Genomic DNA, 22,776 nt, shown 5'->3' with positions numbered 1-22,776 from the left:
ATATAGCTCAAAGGGAAGATGTTATTCCGCCATCAATTACGAAAACGGCTCCTACAACATAGGATGCTTCGTCTGATGCCAGGAATAAAGCCATATTAGCAACCTCTTCTGGTTTTCCGAATCTTCTTGCTGGAATTTTAGATAAGTGTTTTTTTTCATCCCAGTCTGGTTTTTTTCTGCTTTCATTGAGCATTGGAGTATCAATCCCACACGGGATAATGCAATTTATGTGAACTTTCTGCGGAGCGTATTCGACTGCCATAGACCGTGTTAAAGAGATAATTGCTCCCTTAGTCGCAGTATAACTGTCAACGTTTTTCGATGCAATTATACCAGCGCTTGAAGAAACATTAATTACAGAACCCCCTCCGCTTTCTATTATTTTTGGAATGCCATACTTGCAACAAAGAAATACGCTTTTCAAGTTAACATCCATAAATCTATCCCATGTTTCTTCTGAAACCTCGGTTACACAGTTATCAATTCCCCTGAGGAAGATTCCAGCATTGTTATAGAGAATGTGCAAGGCTCCATATTTTTCAATAGTTACCTTGAACATATTTTTTACTTCTTTTGTTTTGGAAACATCAGCTTTGATAAAAATCGCATCCTTCCCAGCTTTTGTAATAGAGGCTACTGTGTCTTTCCCCTTTTTCTCATTGATATCAACCACAACAACTTTTGCTCCCTCTTTACTAAAGCGGAGAGCTACAGCTCTTCCCATTCCAGCACCAGCTCCAGTGATAACAGCCACTTTATCTTTTAATCGCATGCCTTGCTCCCTTTAATGTTTTAATTTTAATATCCTTGCCATATTAAGACCAAGTATCCTGGCTTTATCTTTATCAGTTATACGTGCATAAAGAATAATACCCAGTGAATACCTGGAATCCATATAGCAGGCATCGGATTCAAACAAGATTTTATCTGAGCCAATTTGTTTAACTGTATATTCTAATATTCCGTTATATGCAAACACAATATCAGATGTCCCAAGATAGACATTATCCCTTTTTTTGGCAATTTCGATACAAATATTCAGCCCCTCCAGATTATCTCCAGAATGACCGAGTAAAAATATTCCCTTGGGATACTTTTGGGATATGTGCTCAAATGCTTCTGGACTGCTTCCGAATTGTCCTTCTCCAGTGTGCGCAAGTATAGGAATACTATATTTTTCAGAAGCTTCCCAGACAGGCTTGAATTTCTCATCTGTGAGTTTGCAAGCGTGAAGTCGCGGATGAATTTTTATCCCTTTGAGCCCTAATACCTCAATGCATCTCTTGATTTCATCCTCGGTATCATTGAAATTAGGGTTAATTACGGCAAACCCAATAAATCTCTCAGGGTATTTTTTACATATAGACCCGATATAATTATTCCCTTCATAGTGATTTCCACCAAAGACAGCTTTTAGTGAACTTACACATAGTTTATTAATTCCCGTAATGTCTATAGTTTTGATTACCGATGATATATCTGTTGCCGGTTTGTATTTCCATGCAATACTACCCAGATGAAAATGAGAATCAATAACAGGGGATAGAAGTTCCGGAGGCAATTTATGCTTAATAGATGGGCAGGAAGATATTCCTAATAGTTTCTTTAAATTACCACTTGCTATCATTTGTTTTTCTTTATCACCGATATCAGCATAATCTATCATAGTCTTTGTTGGCCCAGATACCCAATTAGCTGAAGTATTAATGTATGTATTGTACGGATCCTTCTGCCTTGTTCCAAATACAAGTCTATGCGCGCCAAAACGCCTGCATATGTCCTCTACCAGATTGTTATCAGGATAGTATTCCAGAGAAGCGTATAAATTATCAAATTTTTCAAGAAGAGGATAAAGTTCTCTTAATGGAGCTAATCCTACAATATTAAGCTTTTTATACTTTTTACAGATGGCATACAACCTATTGGCAGGGCAGTGGACAACAGCGAGGATATTGTTCTTTTCCAGTTCTTTCAAAAGAGGACCTATTGACCATTCTTCCATACTGAAATTATGAAATATAGGGAATAATCTCACTGCTCTAACATTTTTGGAGATCATTTCTTTAATTAGTTTTTTCGGTTCAGGCATTTCTCCTGTGTGATGAGGGATAACAAACCAGCATGGAAACAATCTATTATGCCCTTTAATCTCTTCTATCAATTTTGCATTGCCGCTAGATGGATGATCCTTGACTGCATCCCAGTGAGATACAAGGGCACAATCAATTTCAAAATGATCCATTTCTTTTATTAGCCTTTCAACACTGAGATAAGATTCAAACTTGCCTGTAGAACTTGAAAATACAGGCTGTCCCAAAATTCCGTTGGAATCAAAAAAGTTTAAGGTTTCCATATAGAATCATACCCTCTATTTTCTGCATTATACCTGATTTCAACACAAAGTTCTAATTTTATATCACAAAAATACTACGGCATATCACAATCTTAATATTTAAATCAATTTGATTTCAGAGTATTATCATAGTAAATAACAATTCAACCTAATAGGAGGTATTTTATGAAATCCAGCTCAGAAATCAGAATGAAATCAAAATCCTGGGAATTTTGTGAGGGCAGCTGGTATTTTCGTTCGGCTATGCCGTCAGTTGTTCTGGAAAACAGGGAAATCAGACCAACCTTTGCGGTTAATAAAAATGCAGGAAAAGCCAGTTTTAAGAATATTGATATAGAATTAAATTTTTCTTCTTATAAAGGTTGTTTTTCTTCAATGACTATTGATATAACAAACAAGAGCAAATCTCCCGTATGGATAGAGCAGGTAAAGTTTTTAAGTATAAATACAGCATTATCTCCTGCAAAGATATCCGGGAAAGGGCAAAAGAGGGACAGCCTGAGAATGTTAATTTACAATGATTGTGCCAGAGCAGGTAATTTTGAAGAGATATTAAGCATCGGGAACAGACCTTTTCTCAAGACCCCCTCCCTGGTCTCGGATGTTGCCGGCAGTACGTCCCGGCTTTTTACATGTATTTACGATCCCGCTTTACAGCAGGGTATGTTTTTCGGGATGATACCTGATAAAGGCCGTGTTTTTAATAACTGCTTTGTAAAGACAGGAAATAGGTTTGAAGGTATTTCAGAAGTCAAAATATCCATTAAGCCGAAAATAAAGGTCAGAATTGGCAGGTTAATTGTTTCAGGAGGCAAGGATATCAGAAAATCCCTTTTAAAGTTTGCTTCTTTATTCGGCAGGCCAAGACCTGCTCCAAATCTTGCAAGGAATGCGGGCTGGAATTCATGGGATTACTATCTATGGCAGGTTACTGCAGACGATATTATAGAAAATATGGATTTTATAAAAAGAACGTCGTGGTTAAAGAAGTGTGTGAAATATATAATTATTGATGATGGATGGTCTCACCGTTATGGCGAGTGGGAACCGAATTATAAATTCCCCGGAGGCATGAAAATACTGGCGGATAAGATCAAGAAAGCCGGCTTTATTCCCGGAATATGGGTCGGACCGTTTATGATGGATAAAAGAGGAGTTCTTGAGGCAAGTCATCCTGAGTTTGAGATAAAAAGTAAAGATAAGGAAAAACGCTTATTAGTTGGTGCAGGTCAGACTAAACTTCCATATCTTGATCCGACACATCCAGGAACACTCAAATTTCTTCATGAGACGTTTTCAAAACTAAGGAATGATGGATACAGATATTTTAAAATAGATTTTCTTTCCAATGTAATTAAAGCAGGCAAAGAAGGACGATTTCACAACCCGGACGTAACACCGATAGAAGCTCTCAAAGGAGGGATATCAACAATAAGGCGGGCGATTGGAGAAGATTCAATACTCGTTGGATGCGGTGGGTTTGTTCCTGAAATAGGTGCAGGAATTTACGACTCTTGCAGAGTTTCTATAGACATAAGCTCTTATTGGTCCAATATACTTGTTGTTGCCCGGGATATTGCAGTAAAGAGCATATTTAATGGCAGAACATGGGAAAATGATTATGACTTCCTGATAGTGAGAAACAAACAGACTTCAAAAGAAAAAAAGATAAACGCATATAAGGACTTAAGTCTTTTTATTCCTGAAAAGCCATATAAACCTTTTTCTGTAAGAACAGGGGAGGTTATCCGGACAGAGCATGAAGTGAGAGTATGGGCATCCTTAACACTGGTCTCAGGCGGTTCCATCGTGCTTTCAGACAGACTCAGTATGTTAAATAAAAAAGGACTGGAGATGATAAAGACAGTTCTTGAGAATGCCAGCGGAGTAGCAGGGCATCCTCTTGATTTGCTTTCGTTTGGAATCCCCAGAATCTGGCTCTCGAAGGATAGAAACACCTCTCTCATCGGTGTATTTAACTGGAGTGACAGGAAAGCGATAATAAATACAGCCGGATTTCTAAAGGGAGAAGGTATTAATGCAAAAAAAACATATGAGATATGGAAAAGAAAAATCCTGCCTTTAGATTCTGTTGAACTTGGCCCGAGGGATTGCATGGTTTTCAGGGTTAATAAATAACAAAATGTTAAGTATTTTGAAGAAGAGTGGTGCAGTTGATCATATCATTCCATTTGAAGGGGAGATTGACTGGGTAAGGTTTATGAAAGAATTAAAAGAAAACAAACATCCGGGCACCTTTATGTATGAAGTAAGAGGGAACCCCTCAAAAAACAAAAGAAAAGAGATTCTTAGGGGAGAGTGCGGATGCTATTTTGTCCTTATTTTTATTATCTTACGAATTTCAAGTTCATCCAGTCTTCGTATTTATGAAAATTAACCTCTGATAATTTAGAGCACGAACTCAGCTCTACTCCTTTGGGAAGATATACAGAATAGTCGTAGCGGGCTAGATGGAACAACCATTTGTCTTTATTTTTTGGAGATTTCCCTTTTAAAGTTGGTAAACTTGCAAAAGGAATTGCTGCTTCCATCTGCCAGTATTCGTCTATATCTTCGCAGTTATTTAAAGTTCCTTTGATTTTTATTCCAACTTTTAGTCCTTCACAGTTCCACTTGCTCCATCTGTGATGATCTCCTCCCCCAGCATTTCTTTTTATGTTGAACGCATCATAAACAGTACCTAATGCATTAATTTCAAAATTATAGTATGGCTCCCTGCTCTGATATGGGGCTCTCCTGGTATCTGTCTTAAAGAAAATCTCTAAGACATCCTCTCTGCATGTTGGGTCATCTCTATCCTTAAAGTATCCCCATATATCCTTGTCATAGGCTTTAAATCCTACATACAAATACTTATCGTCCCATAGCAGTCTAGCCTCTGTTTTACTTATTGGTTTTTTATGTGTGACAGGTATGTAGAAATCCAGTATTTTAGCTTTTTGCCACGCTTTCTCATTAAGAATACCATCAATCTTCATTTTCTCGCTGATATAAGGACATTCATAAACTTTTGTTTTCATGTTTAAATTTCCCTTTTTCTGAGTTTCTTTTTTAATTCGTTTGCGATTTTCGGTTCTTTGTCAATGAGATTTACTTTCTCTGCAGGGTCATTTTTTAGATTATACAATTCGTAATAATTGCCCTCTGGATTCTGACTGTATATAAGCTTCCACTGCGGTGTTCTGAGGGCCCACTTCATTCTTTTATCCCAGTCCAGAGTCTGCATACCGCAAACTAATGTTTCGCAATGTGTCTCTTCTTTAAAATCAATATCTTTCCCTTCAATAAGCGGTAAGAGCGAATGTCCTTCTGTAAGTTCAGGCATAGGATAGTCCAGTATATCAAATATTGTAGGCATTATGTCCACCTGACTTACTTGAGTTTCTATTACCCTGCCCTGAGGCAATGCCTTTGGATATCTCATGATAAGAGGAATTCTTATGTTTTCGTCATACAGGGTTCCTGCCATTGAACAGGATGCATGGCCTAATGATCCTCTTTCTAATATTTCTTCCCCGTGATCTGGAGTTATAATAATTAATGTATCATCTAAGATGCCTAATTCATCCAGCTTTTTTACGTATCTTTCTATTTCCATATCCAGGTTTCTTACTGCTCCGTCGTACAGAGCCATTACAGACGGTCTGTCTTCCTCGGATAAGGTAAATACTTTCCATGAAGTAGCTGTTTTTGCTTCCTGATATTTTTTACCAACAAATTCTGGATTTAATATATACCCATGACCTGTTGTTTTTATCATTTCTACATATTTTCTAAAGTTATCAGTAAGTTTGTCACCCTCAGATAAGAACAGTTTGTCATAATCAGGCACAGCGTTGTATGCAATATGTGTGTAATACGGCATACACATCATAAAAAATGGTCTGCTTGTATAATCCTCTATAAGTTTATTGAAAATCTTGTCTACTTTTGTTTCTATCAAGTATCCCAAAGACCACCATGAATCGGGATGTTTCCCGCCTGTTGTATAACCGTGTTCTTTAAGTATGTTAAGAGGCGCTTTCCATTTCTTTCTGAGTTCTGTATTTCTCCATTCATTACTCCAGCCTGCTTCTCCAAACGCAGCAAAGTCATCAGGAGTTTGTTGGCAGTGGGTGGTAGGATAAAGCCCTGTATAAACAGAAACAACGCCAGGATGAGTATGCGCAGTTTGAGCAATTGCGTTTTTAAACACAATGCCCTCTTTTGCCAGTTTATCCATAAATGGAGAGGTGTTTTTGGAATAACCACAACAGCCAAGGTTGGTGCCCCTGAGAGCATCAGGCATGATTAGTAATATATTCATTGTTATTTATCTCCTTAAAAATTAGTTTAAAATTTAAAGTTTTTCATTGCGTCAGAAATTGCCTGGTCAGTTTTTTTGAGCAGTGTATCCGCTTCGTCCTTGGATAGAATAAGAGACGGAGCAATAACAAGAATATCTCCATTATTGCGCAGTATCATTCCAAGCTGCCAGCATCGCTCTCTTATCCATTTACCTACTTTGAGTTCTGGGGCCAGAGGAGTTTTTGCCTTTCTATCAGATACCAGTTTTACCGCCAAAAGCATTCCTATTCCACAAACATCACCTACAATGGAGTGTTTATATAATTTTTCAAGCCCTTCTCTTAAGTATTTCCCCATTTCAGCAGCTTTTTCTACAAGATTTTCTTTTTCAATTATCTCGATATTAGCTAAAGTTGCTGCACAGGCCAGGGTATGTCCTCCGAATGTGCTTCCACTGCGCAGTTCATGTCCAACTCTCTTAAATACCTTATATATTTTTTCTGTCATTACAGCAGCACCTAAAGGAGCAAACCCGCCCGTAAAGCCCTTGCCAAGAGTTATAATATCAGGGGTTACATCCCAGTGTTCACATGCGAACATTTTTCCCGTTTTAGCAAATCCTGTCTGAACCTCGTCAAATATCAGCACTATTTCATATTCATTACAAAGCTTACGCACGCCCTGCAGATATCCTTCGGGCGGAAGCGGATATGCTGTATTTGATCCGGGCACAGGATCCATTATCATACCTGCTATTGTCTCAGGTGTTTCAAATTGTATTAAATCATCTAACTCTTTAAGACAGACTTTCCCGTATTCTTTTGAACTCATACCTTCCGGACACTCGCAGTCACGAGCAGCCTTCGCAAATATATATCCAGGCAGCAACGGCTCAAGATATTTCTTATATGAAGGTAAACCTGTAGCTGATGCAGCGCCTAAGGTTGTCCCATGATAGGAGAATCTTCTTGCAATAATTTTCCACTTTTTAGGTTTTCCTGTCTCCAGTTGATATTGCTTGGCTATCTTTATAGCTGTTTCATTAGCCTCTGAACCGCTGTTAACAAAGAAAGATACAGAAAGATCTCCCGGTGTAATTTCTGCCAGTTTCTTTGCCAGCTTGATAAGAGGAAGGGTGAAGCTATCCACATAATTGGGAAAAAACTCCAGCTTTTTCATTTGTTCAGTTACTGCCTGCCTTACCTCCGGACGATTATGTCCACATATTGTTGTAAGCAGTGTCGCGAATGTATCAAGGTATTTCCTGCCTTCTATATCATACACATAACAGCCTTCTCCTCTTGTAAATATTTTAGGACCATTTACAAGCAATTCATCGTTCTTAGCGGCATGCGGACACACATAGCGCAAAGCATCATTTTTAAACTGCTTAATTTGTTCTTTTGTAAGTCTTTCATCACTCATTTTGAATCTCCCATAGTTTATATATCTATTGGATATTTACCAAACTCCTTAGCTGTATTAACCATTGCCAAAAAATTATCAGGATTAACTGCAGAAATAATACTATTAGCAGACGAAAGAATATGTCCTCCCCGAGAGGCTCCTTTTTTGATGCACTCTTTTGTCGCCTTAACAACTTCTTCAACTGTTCCACGCGAAAGAAGATCTATATCCACATTACCAACTACACAAATATCATACTTTTCTTTAATCTTGTCAAGCTCCATTCCAGCACCGATCTCTACCGGACCAATAGCATCAACCCCCGTTTTGACAATCATGTCAATGATTTTCCATATATTTCCGTCCGTATGCTTGATACAATAAGCTCCTGCTTTTTTTATTCCTTTAACAATGGCAGTCAATCCCGGTAGTATAAAACTTTCAAAATGCGCTGGAGACATCATAGGCCCTGTTTTACCGGCATAATCATCTCCAAGAATTACAATATCCACTCCTTCTTTTATGACCCTTCTGTGTAATTCAATATAATATTCTTCTCCAATTTTTGCGAGCTTCTTAACCAATTGAGGATTCAATACATAATCCATAAGTAAATCTTCTACTCCCCTTAGATACTGCTGTGGAGCAAACACTCCTCCTCCAACCCAAGCAATAGTTTTTTTGCCCTTAAATCTCTTGACGACTTCTTTAAGATCTCCCAACGCGTTAGGATCATTAGGGTCAGGAGGGGTATATGATTTTAGGTTTTCCTCTGTTTGTATGGGATATGGCGGTATGGGAACTGCCTTAACTTCTGTTGTAAAGGCTCTTGTCTCTCCCCATTTACCTTTGAAGATTTTTTTGTCCTTATCAATCCATTCTATCTTATCGGTATCCGTACTCATGCCTACACATACAACATCAAAACCTATTTCTTCAATAAAATCATAATATGAGATGCCAGGATGAATTGCCTGTATAACCTTTTGATCCACAACCAGTTCCATTATAGGTACCCTGTCAGGTATTTTACCTTCTAATGCGGCAAAAACTCGTTCTCTTGAGGTCATTAATGAAATCCTTTCTATTTATAACTGCCGTATTTCTTAGCAGTCTGCATCATTATTCTTATATTTTGCTCAGGCGTTTGATAAGCAATCCCTTCTTCAGAATTAAATATATAACCGCCATTTTTCTTGCCGCTTTCCATAATTCTTATGGTCTCTTTTTCTACATATTCAGGACTGCCCCGTTGTAATGTTTTGATACCGTGAATATTGCCAAGCAGGCAGACTCTTTTGCCTACGGTCTCCTTAGCTTTCTTAATATCTATCCCTCCGCCTATACTAAGGGCATCAGGATGCGTATCAGCCATTAATTCAAGATGCGGAAGAGATGACTCTCCAGCATGATAGAAAATGACGGCTCCCTCTTTTTTTAATGCTGTATTTAATTTTAGTGCTCCTTCAGCAGCAAATTCAGAATAGTGTTTTGGAGAGATAAAACCAGAGGAAGCAACACAATCTCCCACCCAGATAGCATCTGCTCCGGCCTGAATTTGGGCTTTCCCCCATTCACTCATAAGTTCAACAAAGAAATCCGCTGTTTTTTTAAACAATTCGGGATTCTCTAAAAAAAGCACTAATGCCTTTTCTACTCCATATAATAATGCTACTGAGCTGAATGGAGCAGCTACACGGCCGCAAAGACAAATGGTATCTTTTAGCTCTTCTTTAATCCTGCTTGTTGCCTCAAGAAAAGCCGGCATTCTTCCATCGTGTTGGAAATCAGGGAGTTTTAAAGTTTTAAGTGTATCCCAAGAAGCAGGTAAAAACTCATATGCACCTAAGGGAACGTTTTCCTCTCCCTTTGTCTTTACTCCAAGGGGCTCGAATTCCATATTATCATCCGGATTAAGATAGACCCAATCATAATCAAATCGTTTTACAGCTTCTACTTCGCATTTAACCAGCTTATCAACATTGTAGGTATACTCTTCATAGGTTATTCCAGCCATTCGTACATTAAAAAGTTCTGCCAGAGCAAAAATCGGGACTTTTTTTGGAATACCTAGATTAATACATATTTTTATGTCTTCCAGAACCCCTGGATATGCCATCTTCCTCTCTCCTTATTGTTTTTTACTAATAACTGATGTTGCTGTAGTTACAATATCCTCAATTGATAAGCCATATTCCTTCCTCAGGTATTTCTGGCAACCAATTTTCTTGCAGAATGCATCATTTAAACCCATCCTTTTGAAAGTGACTTTAGGACAATCTGATTCAGCCAGAATTTCTGCCACTGCGCCCCCCAGACCACCCAGTATATTGTGTTCCTCTATTGTTATAATAGCACCTGTTTGGTGTGCAGCAGATATTATGGCTTCCTTATCTAAAGGTTTAATTGTGTGCATACTTAAGACACGTGCATTAATTCTGTTTTGTTCTAAGGACTCAGAAGCATCCATAACATAGGGCAGCATATCTCCTGTTGAAATTAATGTTAAGTCATTTCCCTCTCGCATAGTAATTGCTTTACCAATCTCTAGGTCCGGGTCACTTTGATGAACTACAACCTCTTTTCCTCTTCCAACTCTCATATAGCACGGCCCGTTATGTGCTGTTATTGCACGCGTTAGAAGTCTTGTTTCAACAGCATCTCCAGGAGAGAGAACTATTAAGTTTGGTAATGACCTCATAATCGCAAGGTCCTGCTCGCAATGATGCGAGGAGCCCAGCGCGCCATAGGCAACACCACCGCCTATCGCTATAATTTTGACATTTACATTGTGATAACATACATCATTGCGCACCTGTTCAAGGCATCTAATGCTCACAAAATTTCCTATTGTATAAGTAAAAGCAATATTGCCTTCCAGAGCCAATCCGCACGCTATCCCTGTCATATCCTGCTCGGCTACACCAACATTAAAAAATCTGTCAGGGAACTCGTTTGCAAACGGTTCGACTGCGTTAAACCCGATATCCGCTAGTACCAGAAATATGCGTTCATCCTCTCTTGCTAATTCAACAAGTGTTTTATTAAATGCAGGTCTCATTCCGTCACCCCCAATTCTGAAAAAGCTTGTTTTAGTTGTCCTTCATCCGGACTTTTATAATGCCACTCTACTTTATTTTCCATATAACTTACACCCTTTCCTTTTACTGTATTAGCTATAATGCAGCTTGGCTTTCCCTGTTCAAAAGGAGCACTTGATAATGCGTCATCAATTTCTTTGTAATTATGTCCGTCCACTTCTTTTACTGACCAGTTAAACGCTCTCCATTTGTCTGCAAGAGGAGCTAAATCAAGAACATCTTTCACTGTGCCAAGCGCCTGAAGTTTGTTATAATCAACTATAGCAACAAGATTATCAAGTTTATGCTGTGGAGCAAACATAATTGCTTCCCATACCGAACCTTCATCACATTCTCCGTCACTGAGCATAACAAAAACTCGATATTGTTTCTTCTTATATTTTCCGTTAATCGCCATTCCGCATGCTATGGAAAGTCCATGACCTAAAGCACCACTGGATACATCTACTCCAGGGACTTTGTGCCATACATGCCCCATAAGATGTCCTCCATCCTGATAATAGGTTTCCAGCCAATCCCTTGGGAAAAACCCTTTTTCTGCAAGCGCTGCATAAAGACCTGCTGCAGCGTGCCCTTTGCTCTGTACATATCTATCACGATCTTCCCATTTGGGATCAGATGGGTTTACCTTCATGATGCCTCCGTACAGCACTGCAAGTATGTCTGCCATCGAGAAAGAAGCGCCTATATGAGCGCTCTTTGCCTTATATATCATCTTAAGAACATCAACCCTGATTTGAGTAGCCAGTCTTTTATAATCTTCAATCTTGTCAGAATTCATAATAATTCATCTCCTATTTATTAACTATATCTATAATTCTTTGCAGTCTCATACAACGCAATTATATTTTCAACTGGTACGTCTGGTTGTATGTTATGTACTGGATTAACTACATAACCTCCACCTTTGCCGAGTATATTAATAGTTTCTTTCACTTCTTTTCTCACTTCATCAGATGTACCAAAAGGAAATGTTTTTTGCGTATTGACTGCTCCGCCCCAGAATACTATCTTGTTGCCAAACTCTTTTTTAAGCTCCTCTCGATCCATATTATCTGCAGACCATTGAACCGGGTTATAAATATCAACACCTGCATCAATAAAGTAGGGGATGAGATCCCTCACACATCCGCATGAATGAATAAATATTTTTATATCAGCAAATTTATGTATTGTATCTGTTACCATTTTCCACGCAGGTACGAAGAATTCTTTAAATAAATCGGGATTAAATTGTTCCTTTTTTTGTGCTCCGAAATCAGTACCACTTACAACTATAACATCAATGTAATTACCTACTGCTTCTAAATATAACTTTATACGCTTGGACAATGCTTCTGCTTCTGCCATCATATGTTCTTTTGCATGATTTGGGTCAAGAGCCATCTTTATTCCCCATCCTATAACCCCTCCATATCCTGCTGGCATTCCCCATGCTCCCGATATTCCCCCTGAAGACACAATAGCCTTATCTGTTGATTGTTTTAATATTTTAGCATTATTTTCTTCTGTTTTTAAAAATTCGTCTGAAAGAGGTTTTGAAAACACCCAGTCCTTTTTGTCTATATGAGATATGTCAAAATCCATTGTCTTAATGTCAGGATATTCTATTCTATCAAGATACCTACATCCTTTTGGCATACGCCGAGTTTCTTTCTCCCAATTACGTCCATTACCGACAATTAATGTACCATCTTCTAAAACCTTTGGATTAAACTCTGCCGGTACTTTAAATGTTTGTCCGTCCCAGAATTTATAATCTTTCCAATCACCATATGAGAGCTCAAGCGGTAAAATCTGCATGGGTAACATTACAAAATCGCATCCCAGCTCCTCAAGAACTTCCATTTCAACTTCTGCGAGCATCTGACTCATGTCAAATACTTTAACTTCATCAGATTTTATTCCTAGGCGTCTCTTTAGCTCTCTGTATATCCATGCAGAAATACCTGTCATTCTTGTTGACCCGAGATCTATAGCAGGCCTGTCAGGCATTTCAAAATTCAATATTTTTTTTACTCTTTCCCGTGAAGTCATTTTAGATACTCAGGTATTTCACGAGCCCAGATTGTTTTGTACTGGGAAAAGACCTCAAACAATTTCTCTGCAGTCTTGAATTTATCCGCAAGATACATACATAGAGGATGCATAAGTATAGTAGCAACGCCTCCTTTTTTCTCAATACCAAGAACTTGTTTTTCAACTATCTTTGCCCATTCTTCAATTGCATATGATTCCTTTGTAGGATCATCGGGCCAGGGCCAGTTTTCTTTCATCTTGTCAACATACTCCTTTGTCCTATGAGCATGATAAACATGGTCATGGTCCATGATGACATTCATAGGATGAGAAATCAGCCCCTCTTTCGTCTTTTCAGGGTAGATTTTGTTCCAGTTTAGGTCATCGGAAATCATCCGGATTCCCATCCCTGAGAGCAGAGGATAGGTGCTTTTATCAGAAACCAGACCATGACTGCGCCATGACACGATATCCTTACCTGTCCTGGCTTTTACTACATCTATCATTTTTTGTATGTCGTTTTTCTGCTGAAAACGAGAACCCTGTGTATGAGAGTGCGATCTGGGGGGCTTGCCCATTATTTTGCACCACAGCCGGTAAAGTTTACTTATAGGCAAACCTCCATAAGTGTGACCGCCAATTTCCACTAGCTCCGAATCTGCTATCGGCTTAAAATCTTCCCACTCCTCATCAAGCGTTTTTCCCACTACATAAAACGTTGCTTTTATCCCGTATTTCTCCAGAAGTTTCAGATATCTGCAGGATATTTTAACATCTGAATCTTCTGGATCTTCTATGTATTTATGGTCGTTTATCCTCAGGGAAGCATTGTGAATATCACCTGTTAGACATATCATAATTATGAAATCCTTTCCAAGCTGTCAAAGAAAGAAACCACTGGAACATCCGCCATTGTTTTGAGTCCCGGGGTTGTATCAAGAATTGATTTTATGGCATTTATAGTTACAGCACATGTGGCTATATCTCCGTTAATGCCTCCTTCTATTGTTGAGTTTATATCTGGAGTTCCTTTTATCTGGATTGTATCATGCGAGTTTTTTTCGCCAATAGCTGCTCTGAACTCAAGCGTGATCAACTGTTCTCCATTAACATAACCCTTGCCAATCTGCTGGACTCCCCGGGCCATACCATTGGATATCTTCATAACATCTGTTCTTATATCATGCTCTGCGATTACAGGCGTAAGAATATCTTCTGTTCTAGAGAGCTTCCATCCCATTTTGCTTGCAATCATATGCATTGATTCTCTAAGTCCAACATGGCGCAGAGTCCCCGCCTTTCTTTTCTCCTCAAATTCTTTCAAAGTAAGCCCAGCACCTATCTTTTTCTGAAACGGAATTCTTCTAAAGGAAGCATCCTGTATTCTTGAAACCTTTATGCTTTTAACATCCTGGCAAACTCCTGTCATTGCAATTGGCAGAAAATCCATAAGAAATCCAGGGTTTACCCCTGTCCCAAGAACTGAAACATTGTGGGACTTTGCTGCTTCATCAATCCTTTTTGCCAGTTCAGGAGAGGTCTCCCATGGGAATGATAATTCTTCGCAAGTAGAAACAATTGGGATTTTGTATGATAGGATTTCTTCAATCTGCGGGGTAATTCTTTCCATATCTGAGACCGTGGTCAATAAGGCAACATCAGGCTTGGAGTTCCCTATTACAGCATCCAGTGACTTAGAAATCTGTATACCCAGTTTGTTGATAGAACAGAGCTCTCCTAAATCCTTGCCTGCCTTATCAGGTGCAGGGTCTACTGCTCCTACAATTTCAAGTCCTCTTCTTTCCAGAATGTATTTTGTAATTTTTTGACCAAGAGGGCCTAACCCTATTTGTATAATTTTAATAGTATCCACCTTGTTTTCTCCTTTTTTTGTTATTTATTTCGCAAATTTCTGAGCCTGTCCGATTATATCAACTTCTACTTCCTTACTCCATGCATCCAGGAGCTTTTTCGCATAAGGGCCCGGATACGCATCCCCGATTTTGCGGCCATCGATCATGGAAATAGGCAGAATACAGTATGAACTGGTTGTCCAGAATGCCTCCTCTGCATTATATGCATCATATAAAGTAAGATCCTTCTCTATAACCTTTATATTCATTTTCTCTGCCAGTTCTATAACAGTCAGTCTGCTGATACCGTTCAGAATATTCTTTGTTGTAGGAGTGAATAAGATGCCATCTAAGACAAAGAAGATATTGGCCCCTGTGCCTTCTGTTATATTTCCCTCAAGGTCGAGAAAAAGCCCAAATGCATTAGGATCCTTTTTTACAATCTCTAATTTTGCAAGGAAATGAGGTACTCTGTTACGATTCTTGGCGCGTGAATCCAGATTTTGGGGGGATGTATTTCTAATTAAAGAGGTTACAACATGTTTCCCTTGCGTATAATATTTGACATACTCGCTATGCGGCATAGCACTGGAATAAACAATAACGGTCGGAGTCTTATCTATTTGTTTCATTAAAGGCATTGGGAATGTTTTCCCGGGTGTAACCTCTGCACACATCCACATATCGTCTTCCTTATCTGTCAGATGAATATTGGCATCCAGTACCTGAGACATAATATCCGCCATTTTCTCTTTTGTGATAATATCAGGTATCCCTGCGTAGCGTAAGGACCGCTCAAGACGCCTCAAGTGCTCATCGAGTTTAAAAAATTTGTGTTTAAAAGTTCTTACGGATTCAAAAAACGTAGCTCCATAGAGAAAGCCGACGTCAAAAACAGAAACCTTAGCTTCACTTTCAGGAACCATTTCCCCATTTACGTATACCAGTCTTTCCATTCCTATTTCCTCCTTTTGTCAGTTCTTACTGATTTAATAATTCCTTTTTTGCATGCTCAAGCACTTTGTCTAAAGCTCTAATTTTATCTTCTGATATTGCTGGTGGCTGATAATTCTTGATATTTTCTTTCCACAATTGATCACATTTATCCAGAATACATTTTTCATCCCCTACCCAGGTTTCAGGCAACTGGTTTAGAAATATATCAGATTTCCATATGTCGTGACAATGTTTTAGTGTATGTTCACTTGTTAGAAATTCTTCTCCTTTCTTAGACCTGTCACATAGCTCTTCGAAGTTCATAGCTTCTTCATTGACTTCTATTTTATTCTTAACATCAAACTGGGATTTTCTTATTTCCATATCAAGTACTGCCTGTGTAGGAGAGCCTACTCCCATGTAGCCAATATTTCCCAACCCGGGATATGGGACATCTGCTATACCTGTTAGCTTCCCATATCTATAAGCTCCATAGAAATTTTCATATACTGTCTGTAACCCTGGAACTCTGGCTGATGCTGCAAAAAATGTTTCAAGCCACAGATGTCCTCCGAAACAGCTATCAAACAGCTCTTTTACACCAAGCCCCAGTAGTGATGTTTCCGGCCCGCATGAAGTTAGATTAACATTTCTCATATCAACAGAATTAGGAATTACACGGGCGCTTATTTCTCCTCCTTTGTCCATGCAGTATGCAGCCACCATCCCGCCCAAAAGTTCTGCAGATGCCTGAATAACAGCACCGGCAATAGTTGAAGGAGCACTCATGCCTATTGCAGGCATTGTAGAAATACGATATCTTCTTATATTATTTCTTTTTCTCTCAAGTAAATCATCAAGATTCCTTTTTCCCATAATAAGAGGACAGATTACAGCTATAGATCCATACAGATAAGGCGCTTTACCTAAAGCATCAGGCATTACAATATCCGAAATTTCCTTTATGTACTTAATCTGTTCTGGATACATAACATCTCCACCCCCATATTTATTAGTATATTTGAGAGCTAGAACAAGTGAGTCTATTCTTTCTATTTTGGCGGGGACATCATGTCTGTACCAGGGGCCTATATAACCTATCCCTGGTGTGGACTCAGCTAACTTCATCATTTCAATAAAAATTTTAGTGTCAACAGGAAGGACATTTTTACCTGGATAATCATAGAACTTAGCCGGTCCTGAACCAAACATGGACATCTTGAATTCAGAACCTATTTTTCTCTTCATTTCCTGTTTTTTATTTGAACAGATTATAAAATGTGTCCAAGCCACTCCTGGCCCATAATGGATATGTAGACTTTGATCGTCATCGTCTTGCGCCTGTGTTTCTTTTTGTAATGCAATAAGTTCATCGATGAGCTCTGGGGGAATAATTATTCGTCCAAGATGGTTTAACTTACACCCTTTTTCTTTCATAATAGATATGATTTCGTCGTGCTCAATCTTCATTCCAACATCCCAGAGTAATCTATATACTTTATTTCTAAGTGTTTCCCTGTCTTCTGTCGTTAACATTCTCAATCGCATAAACGTTATCTCCTATTGTTAATTTTTACAACCTTTCTTGTGCTTGCTGATTCATAGCACGCTAAACCAACTTTTTGGCTCCACATGCCATCTTCACCGGAAGTAGAAGGTTTTGTATCGTTTATAATGCAATCTGAAAAATGTTCTATTTCTGCCTGATAGGTATTAATCGGTTTCGGGTTTATTATTTCGCTAGAGGAAACAGGTTTCCTTTTTTGGTCTGCATCGTATTGTTTCCCTTCCTCTTCAATATACAAAATAGCTTCTCCTCCATCACCCTGTCCTATTGTTCCCTTGCACAGAATACTTCCCTTTGTTCCATAGATTTCCAGCATATTTTTTGATGAGTTGTCAGGTATACTGAAGCAATTGTCAACAATACCCTGTGCGCCATTTTCAAATCGCATCAGTACAACTGCAGTATCCTCAACTTCATATTTATGAGCTAAATTGCCAGTAAAACAGGTAACTTCTGCTACCTTACTGTCCAGTATAAATTCTAGAAGATCAATACAGTGTGTTCCCATATCTATGAGAGAGCCTCCGCCGCTAAGCTCCTTTTTTTGTCTCCATGCGCCCTGTATCTCTGGATACCAGCAGGACAGTTGTGCTCTAGCCATAACAATCCTTCCAAGCAAGCCCTGTTGTATTATCTCCTTAATTCTTGTATGAATCGTATGAAATCTCATCATATATCCAAGACCAAGCTTTACGTCTGCATCCCTGCAAATTTCAATCATCTTCTCGCATTCTTCAACAGTCATTGCCATGGATTTCTCACATAATATATGCTTTCCTTTATTAGCTGCTGCAATTACTTGCTTACAATGCAGATTAACAGGAGTAGCAATATAAACAGCCTGAACATTTTTATCATCCAATACTTCTTCTTCTTTTGTATACGCTTTGACTTTATATTCATCTGCTATATTTTTTGTAATCTTTTCATCAATGTCCATAACAGCAACAAGTTCTGCATTATTAGCTTTTGCAATTCCCTCAGGTATGGTTCTTCTTCTTGCTATGCCTCCTGCTCCAATAACTCCCCAGTTGACCATATAATACAACTCCCCCTTTTTCTTTATTATTTTATAGAACTGGCAAATTTTCTTGCTGCCTGTTTAACATTTGGTTTTAAAAGGTCTTTTTTGGTTCGAATATTGGCAACCACAAGGTGCCCGATATTCTTCATCCTGTGAAACTCAACCATCCGCCGATAGCTTTCAACCACTAAATCTGCACCCTCAAATTCGTCTCCAGCTGCTGTTACTATAAGCCCGCATCTCTTGTCTTCTACAAAGGAGATATAACTACCATCCTCAGAAAATTTCTCAAAACAATATGTTCGTTCAAGAAATGCTTTTGTCAGAGCAGAAACAGACCACGTAAAAACAGGAGTAGCAATCAAAATACAATCTGCTTCTAAAATCTTTGGATATAGTCTCTGCATGTCATCTTTAATAGAACATCCCGGTCTATCAACTATTTTCTGACAGGCAAAACACTCTTTACAACCGGATATCTTCTGATCTTGAAGATATACTAGCTCTACTTTATGTCCATTATTTTTCGCCTCTTCCAAGAGCCAATTTAATACATGGGCAGTGTTTCCCTTTTTTCTAGGACTGCCAAGAAATACACAGATTTTCATGTTATCACATCATTTCTTTTATGAGTTTGACTATATCCTCTTTCTGAGGTGTGCATGCTTTCTCCAGTATTGGCGCGTAAGGCATTGGAATACTTCTGCCACCGAGAACACGTGGTGCTCCGTCAAGATAATCGAATGCATTTTCTACAACCTGTCTTACTATTTCTGCACCAACTCCTGCTATTGTAGGAGCTTCATGAACAACAAGTAATTTAGAGGTCTTTTTTACTGACTTCAGAATTGTATCTATATCAAGCGGAACTAACGTTCTTGGATCAATAACCTCTATACTGATGCTATCAGCAAGCTCTTTTGCCGCTTCCAATGCCTTATGGACCATAAGGGATGTGGCAACAATGGTAATGTCTTTTCCCTCATGTTTTACCTCTGCCTTACCAAACGGCACTGTCCACTCTCCCTCCGGAACGTTGTCTTTTATATTGTAAAGCATTCTGTGCTCTAAAAATATTACTGGATTATCATCCCTGATTGCTGTTTTTAGAAGTCCTTTTGCATCATATACTGTAGCAGGCATTACCACCTTAAGCCCTGGTGTATGCACAAACCACGCTTCCAAACTTTGTGAATGCTGTGCTGCTTCTGCAGTACCACTTCCACCCTGTGCTCGTATAACCAAAGGCATTTTTATCCTACCACCTGACATATAACGGAGTTTTGCCGCCTGATTTGTTACCTGATCCATGCAGCATGTTACAAAATCTATGTACATTATTTCTGCTACAGGTCTCAGCCCTGTCATTGCAGCTCCAACCGCAGTTCCCACTATTGCATCTTCTGATATGGGAGTTTGCCTTACTCTTTTTTCACCAAACTTCTCCCAGAGTCCTTTTTCCACTCCAAAAACTCCACCAAACGGACCTATATCTTCCCCTATGAGGAAAACATTCTCGTCTCTTTCCATTTCCTCTCTTAAAGCTTCATTTAAAGCACCAAGATATGTTAATTCTCTCATATTACAAACACCTCCTTTTTATGCCCACAGTCCTTCTTCAACTGTCTCTACACCTGGTAGAGGACTCTTTCTTGCAAATTCTTCTGCCTCATCCAGCATGTTCTTGACTTTTTCCTTAATCTTTCCCATTTCAGTCTTTGTTATTACTTTTTCTTCCAGAAGCCTTTTCTCAAAACGCGGAATAGGATCTTTCTTTTTCCATTCCATAACCTCATCCTGCGGCCTTGTATCAGGTATCACCATACAGTGCGGATAATGCCTGTATGTCTTACACTCTATTAAAGTAGGGCCATTGCCTTCTCTTGCTCTCTTTATCGCCTCATCCACAGTCTTATAAACTTCCTCTACATCGTTTCCATCTATCACTCTCCCGGGTATTCCATAAGCGGAAGCTCTGTCTCCGATATTCTCTATTGGTAAGCCGTAATTTATATAGGTAGTAGCTGCCCAGAGATTATTCTCGCATATATATACAACAGGAAGTTTCCACAAGGCAGCCAGGTTCAAGGATTCATGAAATGTTCCTCGCGCACCTGCTCCCTCAGCAAAGAAACAGAGAGTCACCTGTCCTGATTCTCTATACTGCCCTGAAAGTGCAGAACCAAGAGCAATAGGAAGGCCACCACCTACAATGCCGTTTCCTCCTAACAGTCCTTCTTCAATGCTAAAAATATGCATGGAGCCGCCTCTTGCTCTGCTGTAACCTGTTTCTCTGCCCATGAGCTCAGCCATCATACGTTTCAAGTCAGCTCCTTTGGCAATGCAGTGACCATGTCCACGATGAGTGCTTACAACATAATCGTCTTTTTCTGCTGCAGCACAAGCCCCAACAGCAATTGCCTCCTCTCCTATGTAATGGTGAAGAGCACCGACTATTAAGCCCTCTCGAAAAAGCACCATTGTTCTCTCTTCAAATAGACGTATCCTATACATTAAATCAAGCAGTTCAATTGATTTTTTCCTGTCCATTATATTATTCCTCCTTCCGCAATAACTCCTTATTTGCTCTAGCTAATAGATCATCCAATGCTTTTCTTTTTTCTTCGGGTAATTCTCGTGGCTTATAATTCTTAACATTTTCTCTCCATATTTCATCACATCTATCAAGAATACTCTTTTCATCTCCCGATTCTGCATTCCCGCTTATAAATATAGAAGGAGACCATATGTCTCTAAAGTGGTTTAGCGTATAATCGCTGTTTAGAAACTCCTTACCATTAGATATGCCCTCACAGAATTCCTTAAAATCCATAGCACCATCATTCATTTCACATTGCTTTCTAAGAAAATATTGAGATTTTTTTATCTCAATATCCATAATTGCCTGTGTGGGAGACCCTGCTCCTGCAATGTTTAATACACCAACACCAGGATAAAAAGCCTCATTCAAGTTCATAACTTTACTAAAAGCACTTCCGGAAAAAAAGTTTTCGTATACTGCCTGAAGTCCAGGAACCTTTGCAGTAGTCATGTAATCCGGGGTTGTTCTTATCTGAGAGCCAAAGAAATCATCAAATAATTCCCTGACACCTGCATTCACAATGGCTCCTTCTGATCTGCACATGGTTGCATTTGCAGTTTTCATATCAAGGACAGATGTAATCATTCTGCCTGTAATTTCCGCCTCAGGATCTAAACAATATGCAGCTATCATTCCCCCAAGAATTTCAGCTGCTCCCAAAATGATTGAATCTGATAGCGATACTGGTGTAGAAACCCCAAGAGTTATCATGGAAGCAACATAATATCTTCCTACACCTCTATTTTTTCTCTCAATCATTTCATCTGCAGATCTTGCCTCAAGCATTAAAGGAGAAGTCATACACTGTGAGCCGTGAAGATATGGACAGCCTTTTGGATTTTCTCCCATAACATCACCAATTTCTATCAGATATTTTACCTGTCCAATAGAAATTGACTCAACTCCTCCTACTTTATCCGTAAGTTTTAAGGCTTCAATCAAGGATGATATTCTTTCTGTTTCCTGAGGCACATCCTGGCGATACCAGGCTGGAACATATCCTACTTCAGGAATTGCATGGGCCAACTTCATCATATTAGTCAATATTTCTGTATTTACTGGAACCTCTTTATGCCCCTTGTAATCATAAAGCTTGGTTGGCCCATCATCAAAAATATTTGTTATAAATTCTGATTCTAATTTCTTTTTCACCACATCTTTTCTACCACTCCAAAGAAGAAACTTAGTATATGCAGCGCCAAACTCCAGAGTCATTTCAAGGAATTCTTTTTCATCCTCTTTATCCAGCTTTTTTTCCTGAGAAGCAGAAAACTCTTTAATTAATTCTTCAGGAATCTTTATACGATTATTCGTGGCTTCAGAACACCCCTTACCAAGCAAAATCTTTTCCATTTCTTCGCAATCAACTTTCATGCCTACATTACTGAGCATTCCACACACCTTGTCCCTGAGTTCTTCTTTTTTTGTTCTACTTAACATTTTACGACCCTCCCTTGTTTAATTATTTAGTCTCCTGTAAAATTCACAACTCACTGTTACACAGGAAGTTGCAAACATTAATTTCTTGACTTTCCCCTCCAGCCTTGATATAATGTAACTGCTTCTCAAATAATAAGTTACAACAAAAACCGAAAGGAAAAGTCAT

The 22,776-nt window shown here is 38.9% G+C and carries 19 protein-coding genes and 1 pseudogene; 1 reads left to right on the top strand and 19 read right to left on the bottom strand.

Features of this window, described 5'->3' with window-relative positions; all coding sequences use genetic code 11:
• Positions 1-7: 7 nt before the first annotated feature.
• Together KKC91_08080 and KKC91_08075 are read right to left on the bottom strand one after the other, a co-directional pair.
• Positions 8-772 (bottom strand): glucose 1-dehydrogenase, encoded by a 765-nt coding sequence (locus KKC91_08080; GenBank protein ID MBU0478509.1) that lies wholly within the window; start codon positions 770-772, stop codon positions 8-10.
• A 12-nt stretch (positions 773-784) separates the two neighbouring features.
• Positions 785-2,353, bottom strand: a complete 1,569-nt coding sequence (locus tag KKC91_08075) for an amidohydrolase family protein (protein ID MBU0478508.1) — start codon at positions 2,351-2,353, stop codon at positions 785-787.
• A 165-nt stretch (positions 2,354-2,518) separates the two neighbouring features.
• On the opposite strand from KKC91_08075, the gene KKC91_08070 reads away from it, so the two are divergent.
• Positions 2,519-4,492 carry an alpha-galactosidase gene (locus KKC91_08070; GenBank protein ID MBU0478507.1) on the top strand — a complete coding sequence of 658 codons (1,974 nt, stop codon included), beginning with the start codon at positions 2,519-2,521 and terminating at the stop codon, positions 4,490-4,492.
• A gap of 209 nt (positions 4,493-4,701) precedes the next feature.
• Here the strand turns inward: KKC91_08070 and KKC91_08065 are convergent, their stop codons facing one another.
• The 17 genes and pseudogenes from KKC91_08065 to KKC91_07985 form a co-directional block, all read right to left on the bottom strand.
• The gene (locus tag KKC91_08065) at positions 4,702-5,394 is read right to left on the bottom strand and encodes a carbohydrate-binding family 9-like protein (GenBank protein ID MBU0478506.1); all 693 of its coding nucleotides are present in this window, start codon (positions 5,392-5,394) and stop codon (positions 4,702-4,704) included.
• Between the two features lie 2 nt (positions 5,395-5,396).
• Complete coding sequence (locus tag KKC91_08060) at positions 5,397-6,680, bottom strand: sulfatase-like hydrolase/transferase (protein MBU0478505.1); 1,284 nt, start codon at positions 6,678-6,680, stop codon at positions 5,397-5,399.
• A 26-nt stretch (positions 6,681-6,706) separates the two neighbouring features.
• Positions 6,707-8,086 carry an aspartate aminotransferase family protein gene (locus tag KKC91_08055; protein ID MBU0478504.1) on the bottom strand — a complete coding sequence of 460 codons (1,380 nt, stop codon included), beginning with the start codon at positions 8,084-8,086 and terminating at the stop codon, positions 6,707-6,709.
• Positions 8,087-8,103: 17 nt separating this feature from the next.
• Positions 8,104-9,138 (bottom strand): hypothetical protein, encoded by a 1,035-nt coding sequence (locus tag KKC91_08050; protein ID MBU0478503.1) that lies wholly within the window; start codon positions 9,136-9,138, stop codon positions 8,104-8,106.
• Between the two features lie 14 nt (positions 9,139-9,152).
• Positions 9,153-10,187, bottom strand: coding sequence for a uroporphyrinogen decarboxylase family protein (locus KKC91_08045; protein MBU0478502.1), 1,035 nt, complete (start codon positions 10,185-10,187; stop codon positions 9,153-9,155).
• A gap of 12 nt (positions 10,188-10,199) precedes the next feature.
• A complete protein-coding gene (locus tag KKC91_08040) occupies positions 10,200-11,129 on the bottom strand; it encodes a transketolase (GenBank protein MBU0478501.1) in 930 nt (309 codons plus the stop codon).
• On the bottom strand, positions 11,126-11,950 hold the full coding sequence (locus KKC91_08035) for a transketolase (protein ID MBU0478500.1): 825 nt from the start codon (positions 11,948-11,950) through the stop codon (positions 11,126-11,128). The genes KKC91_08040 and KKC91_08035 overlap by 4 nt, the downstream gene beginning before the upstream one ends.
• Positions 11,951-11,970: 20 nt before the next feature.
• Entirely contained in the window at positions 11,971-13,206 is a 1,236-nt protein-coding gene (locus tag KKC91_08030; protein ID MBU0478499.1) for a methyltransferase, read from the bottom strand.
• Positions 13,203-14,045 carry a polysaccharide deacetylase family protein gene (locus KKC91_08025; protein ID MBU0478498.1) on the bottom strand — a complete coding sequence of 281 codons (843 nt, stop codon included), beginning with the start codon at positions 14,043-14,045 and terminating at the stop codon, positions 13,203-13,205. The genes KKC91_08030 and KKC91_08025 overlap by 4 nt, the downstream gene beginning before the upstream one ends.
• A gap of 2 nt (positions 14,046-14,047) precedes the next feature.
• Complete coding sequence (locus KKC91_08020) at positions 14,048-15,061, bottom strand: dihydrodipicolinate reductase (protein MBU0478497.1); 1,014 nt, start codon at positions 15,059-15,061, stop codon at positions 14,048-14,050.
• 24 nt (positions 15,062-15,085) lie between these two features.
• Entirely contained in the window at positions 15,086-15,997 is a 912-nt protein-coding gene (locus tag KKC91_08015; protein ID MBU0478496.1) for an aminotransferase class IV, read from the bottom strand.
• A 25-nt stretch (positions 15,998-16,022) separates the two neighbouring features.
• On the bottom strand, positions 16,023-17,519 hold the full coding sequence (locus KKC91_08010) for a trimethylamine methyltransferase family protein (protein ID MBU0478495.1): 1,497 nt from the start codon (positions 17,517-17,519) through the stop codon (positions 16,023-16,025).
• An 11-nt stretch (positions 17,520-17,530) separates the two neighbouring features.
• Positions 17,531-18,583, bottom strand: coding sequence for a Gfo/Idh/MocA family oxidoreductase (locus tag KKC91_08005; GenBank protein MBU0478494.1), 1,053 nt, complete (start codon positions 18,581-18,583; stop codon positions 17,531-17,533).
• 26 nt (positions 18,584-18,609) lie between these two features.
• Entirely contained in the window at positions 18,610-19,176 is a 567-nt protein-coding gene (locus tag KKC91_08000) for a flavodoxin family protein (GenBank protein MBU0478493.1), read from the bottom strand.
• A gap of 4 nt (positions 19,177-19,180) precedes the next feature.
• Positions 19,181-20,149 carry an alpha-ketoacid dehydrogenase subunit beta gene (locus tag KKC91_07995; GenBank protein ID MBU0478492.1) on the bottom strand — a complete coding sequence of 323 codons (969 nt, stop codon included), beginning with the start codon at positions 20,147-20,149 and terminating at the stop codon, positions 19,181-19,183.
• An 18-nt stretch (positions 20,150-20,167) separates the two neighbouring features.
• Entirely contained in the window at positions 20,168-21,118 is a 951-nt protein-coding gene (locus KKC91_07990; GenBank protein ID MBU0478491.1) for a thiamine pyrophosphate-dependent dehydrogenase E1 component subunit alpha, read from the bottom strand.
• A 4-nt stretch (positions 21,119-21,122) separates the two neighbouring features.
• Positions 21,123-22,613: pseudogene (locus tag KKC91_07985) on the bottom strand (trimethylamine methyltransferase family protein).
• Positions 22,614-22,776: the final 163 nt, after the last annotated feature.

Source organism: bacterium (assembly GCA_018812485.1).
Lineage (GTDB): Bacteria > JAHJDO01 > JAHJDO01 > JAHJDO01 > JAHJDO01 > JAHJDO01.
This window is presented reverse-complemented; position numbering and strand designations above follow the sequence as displayed.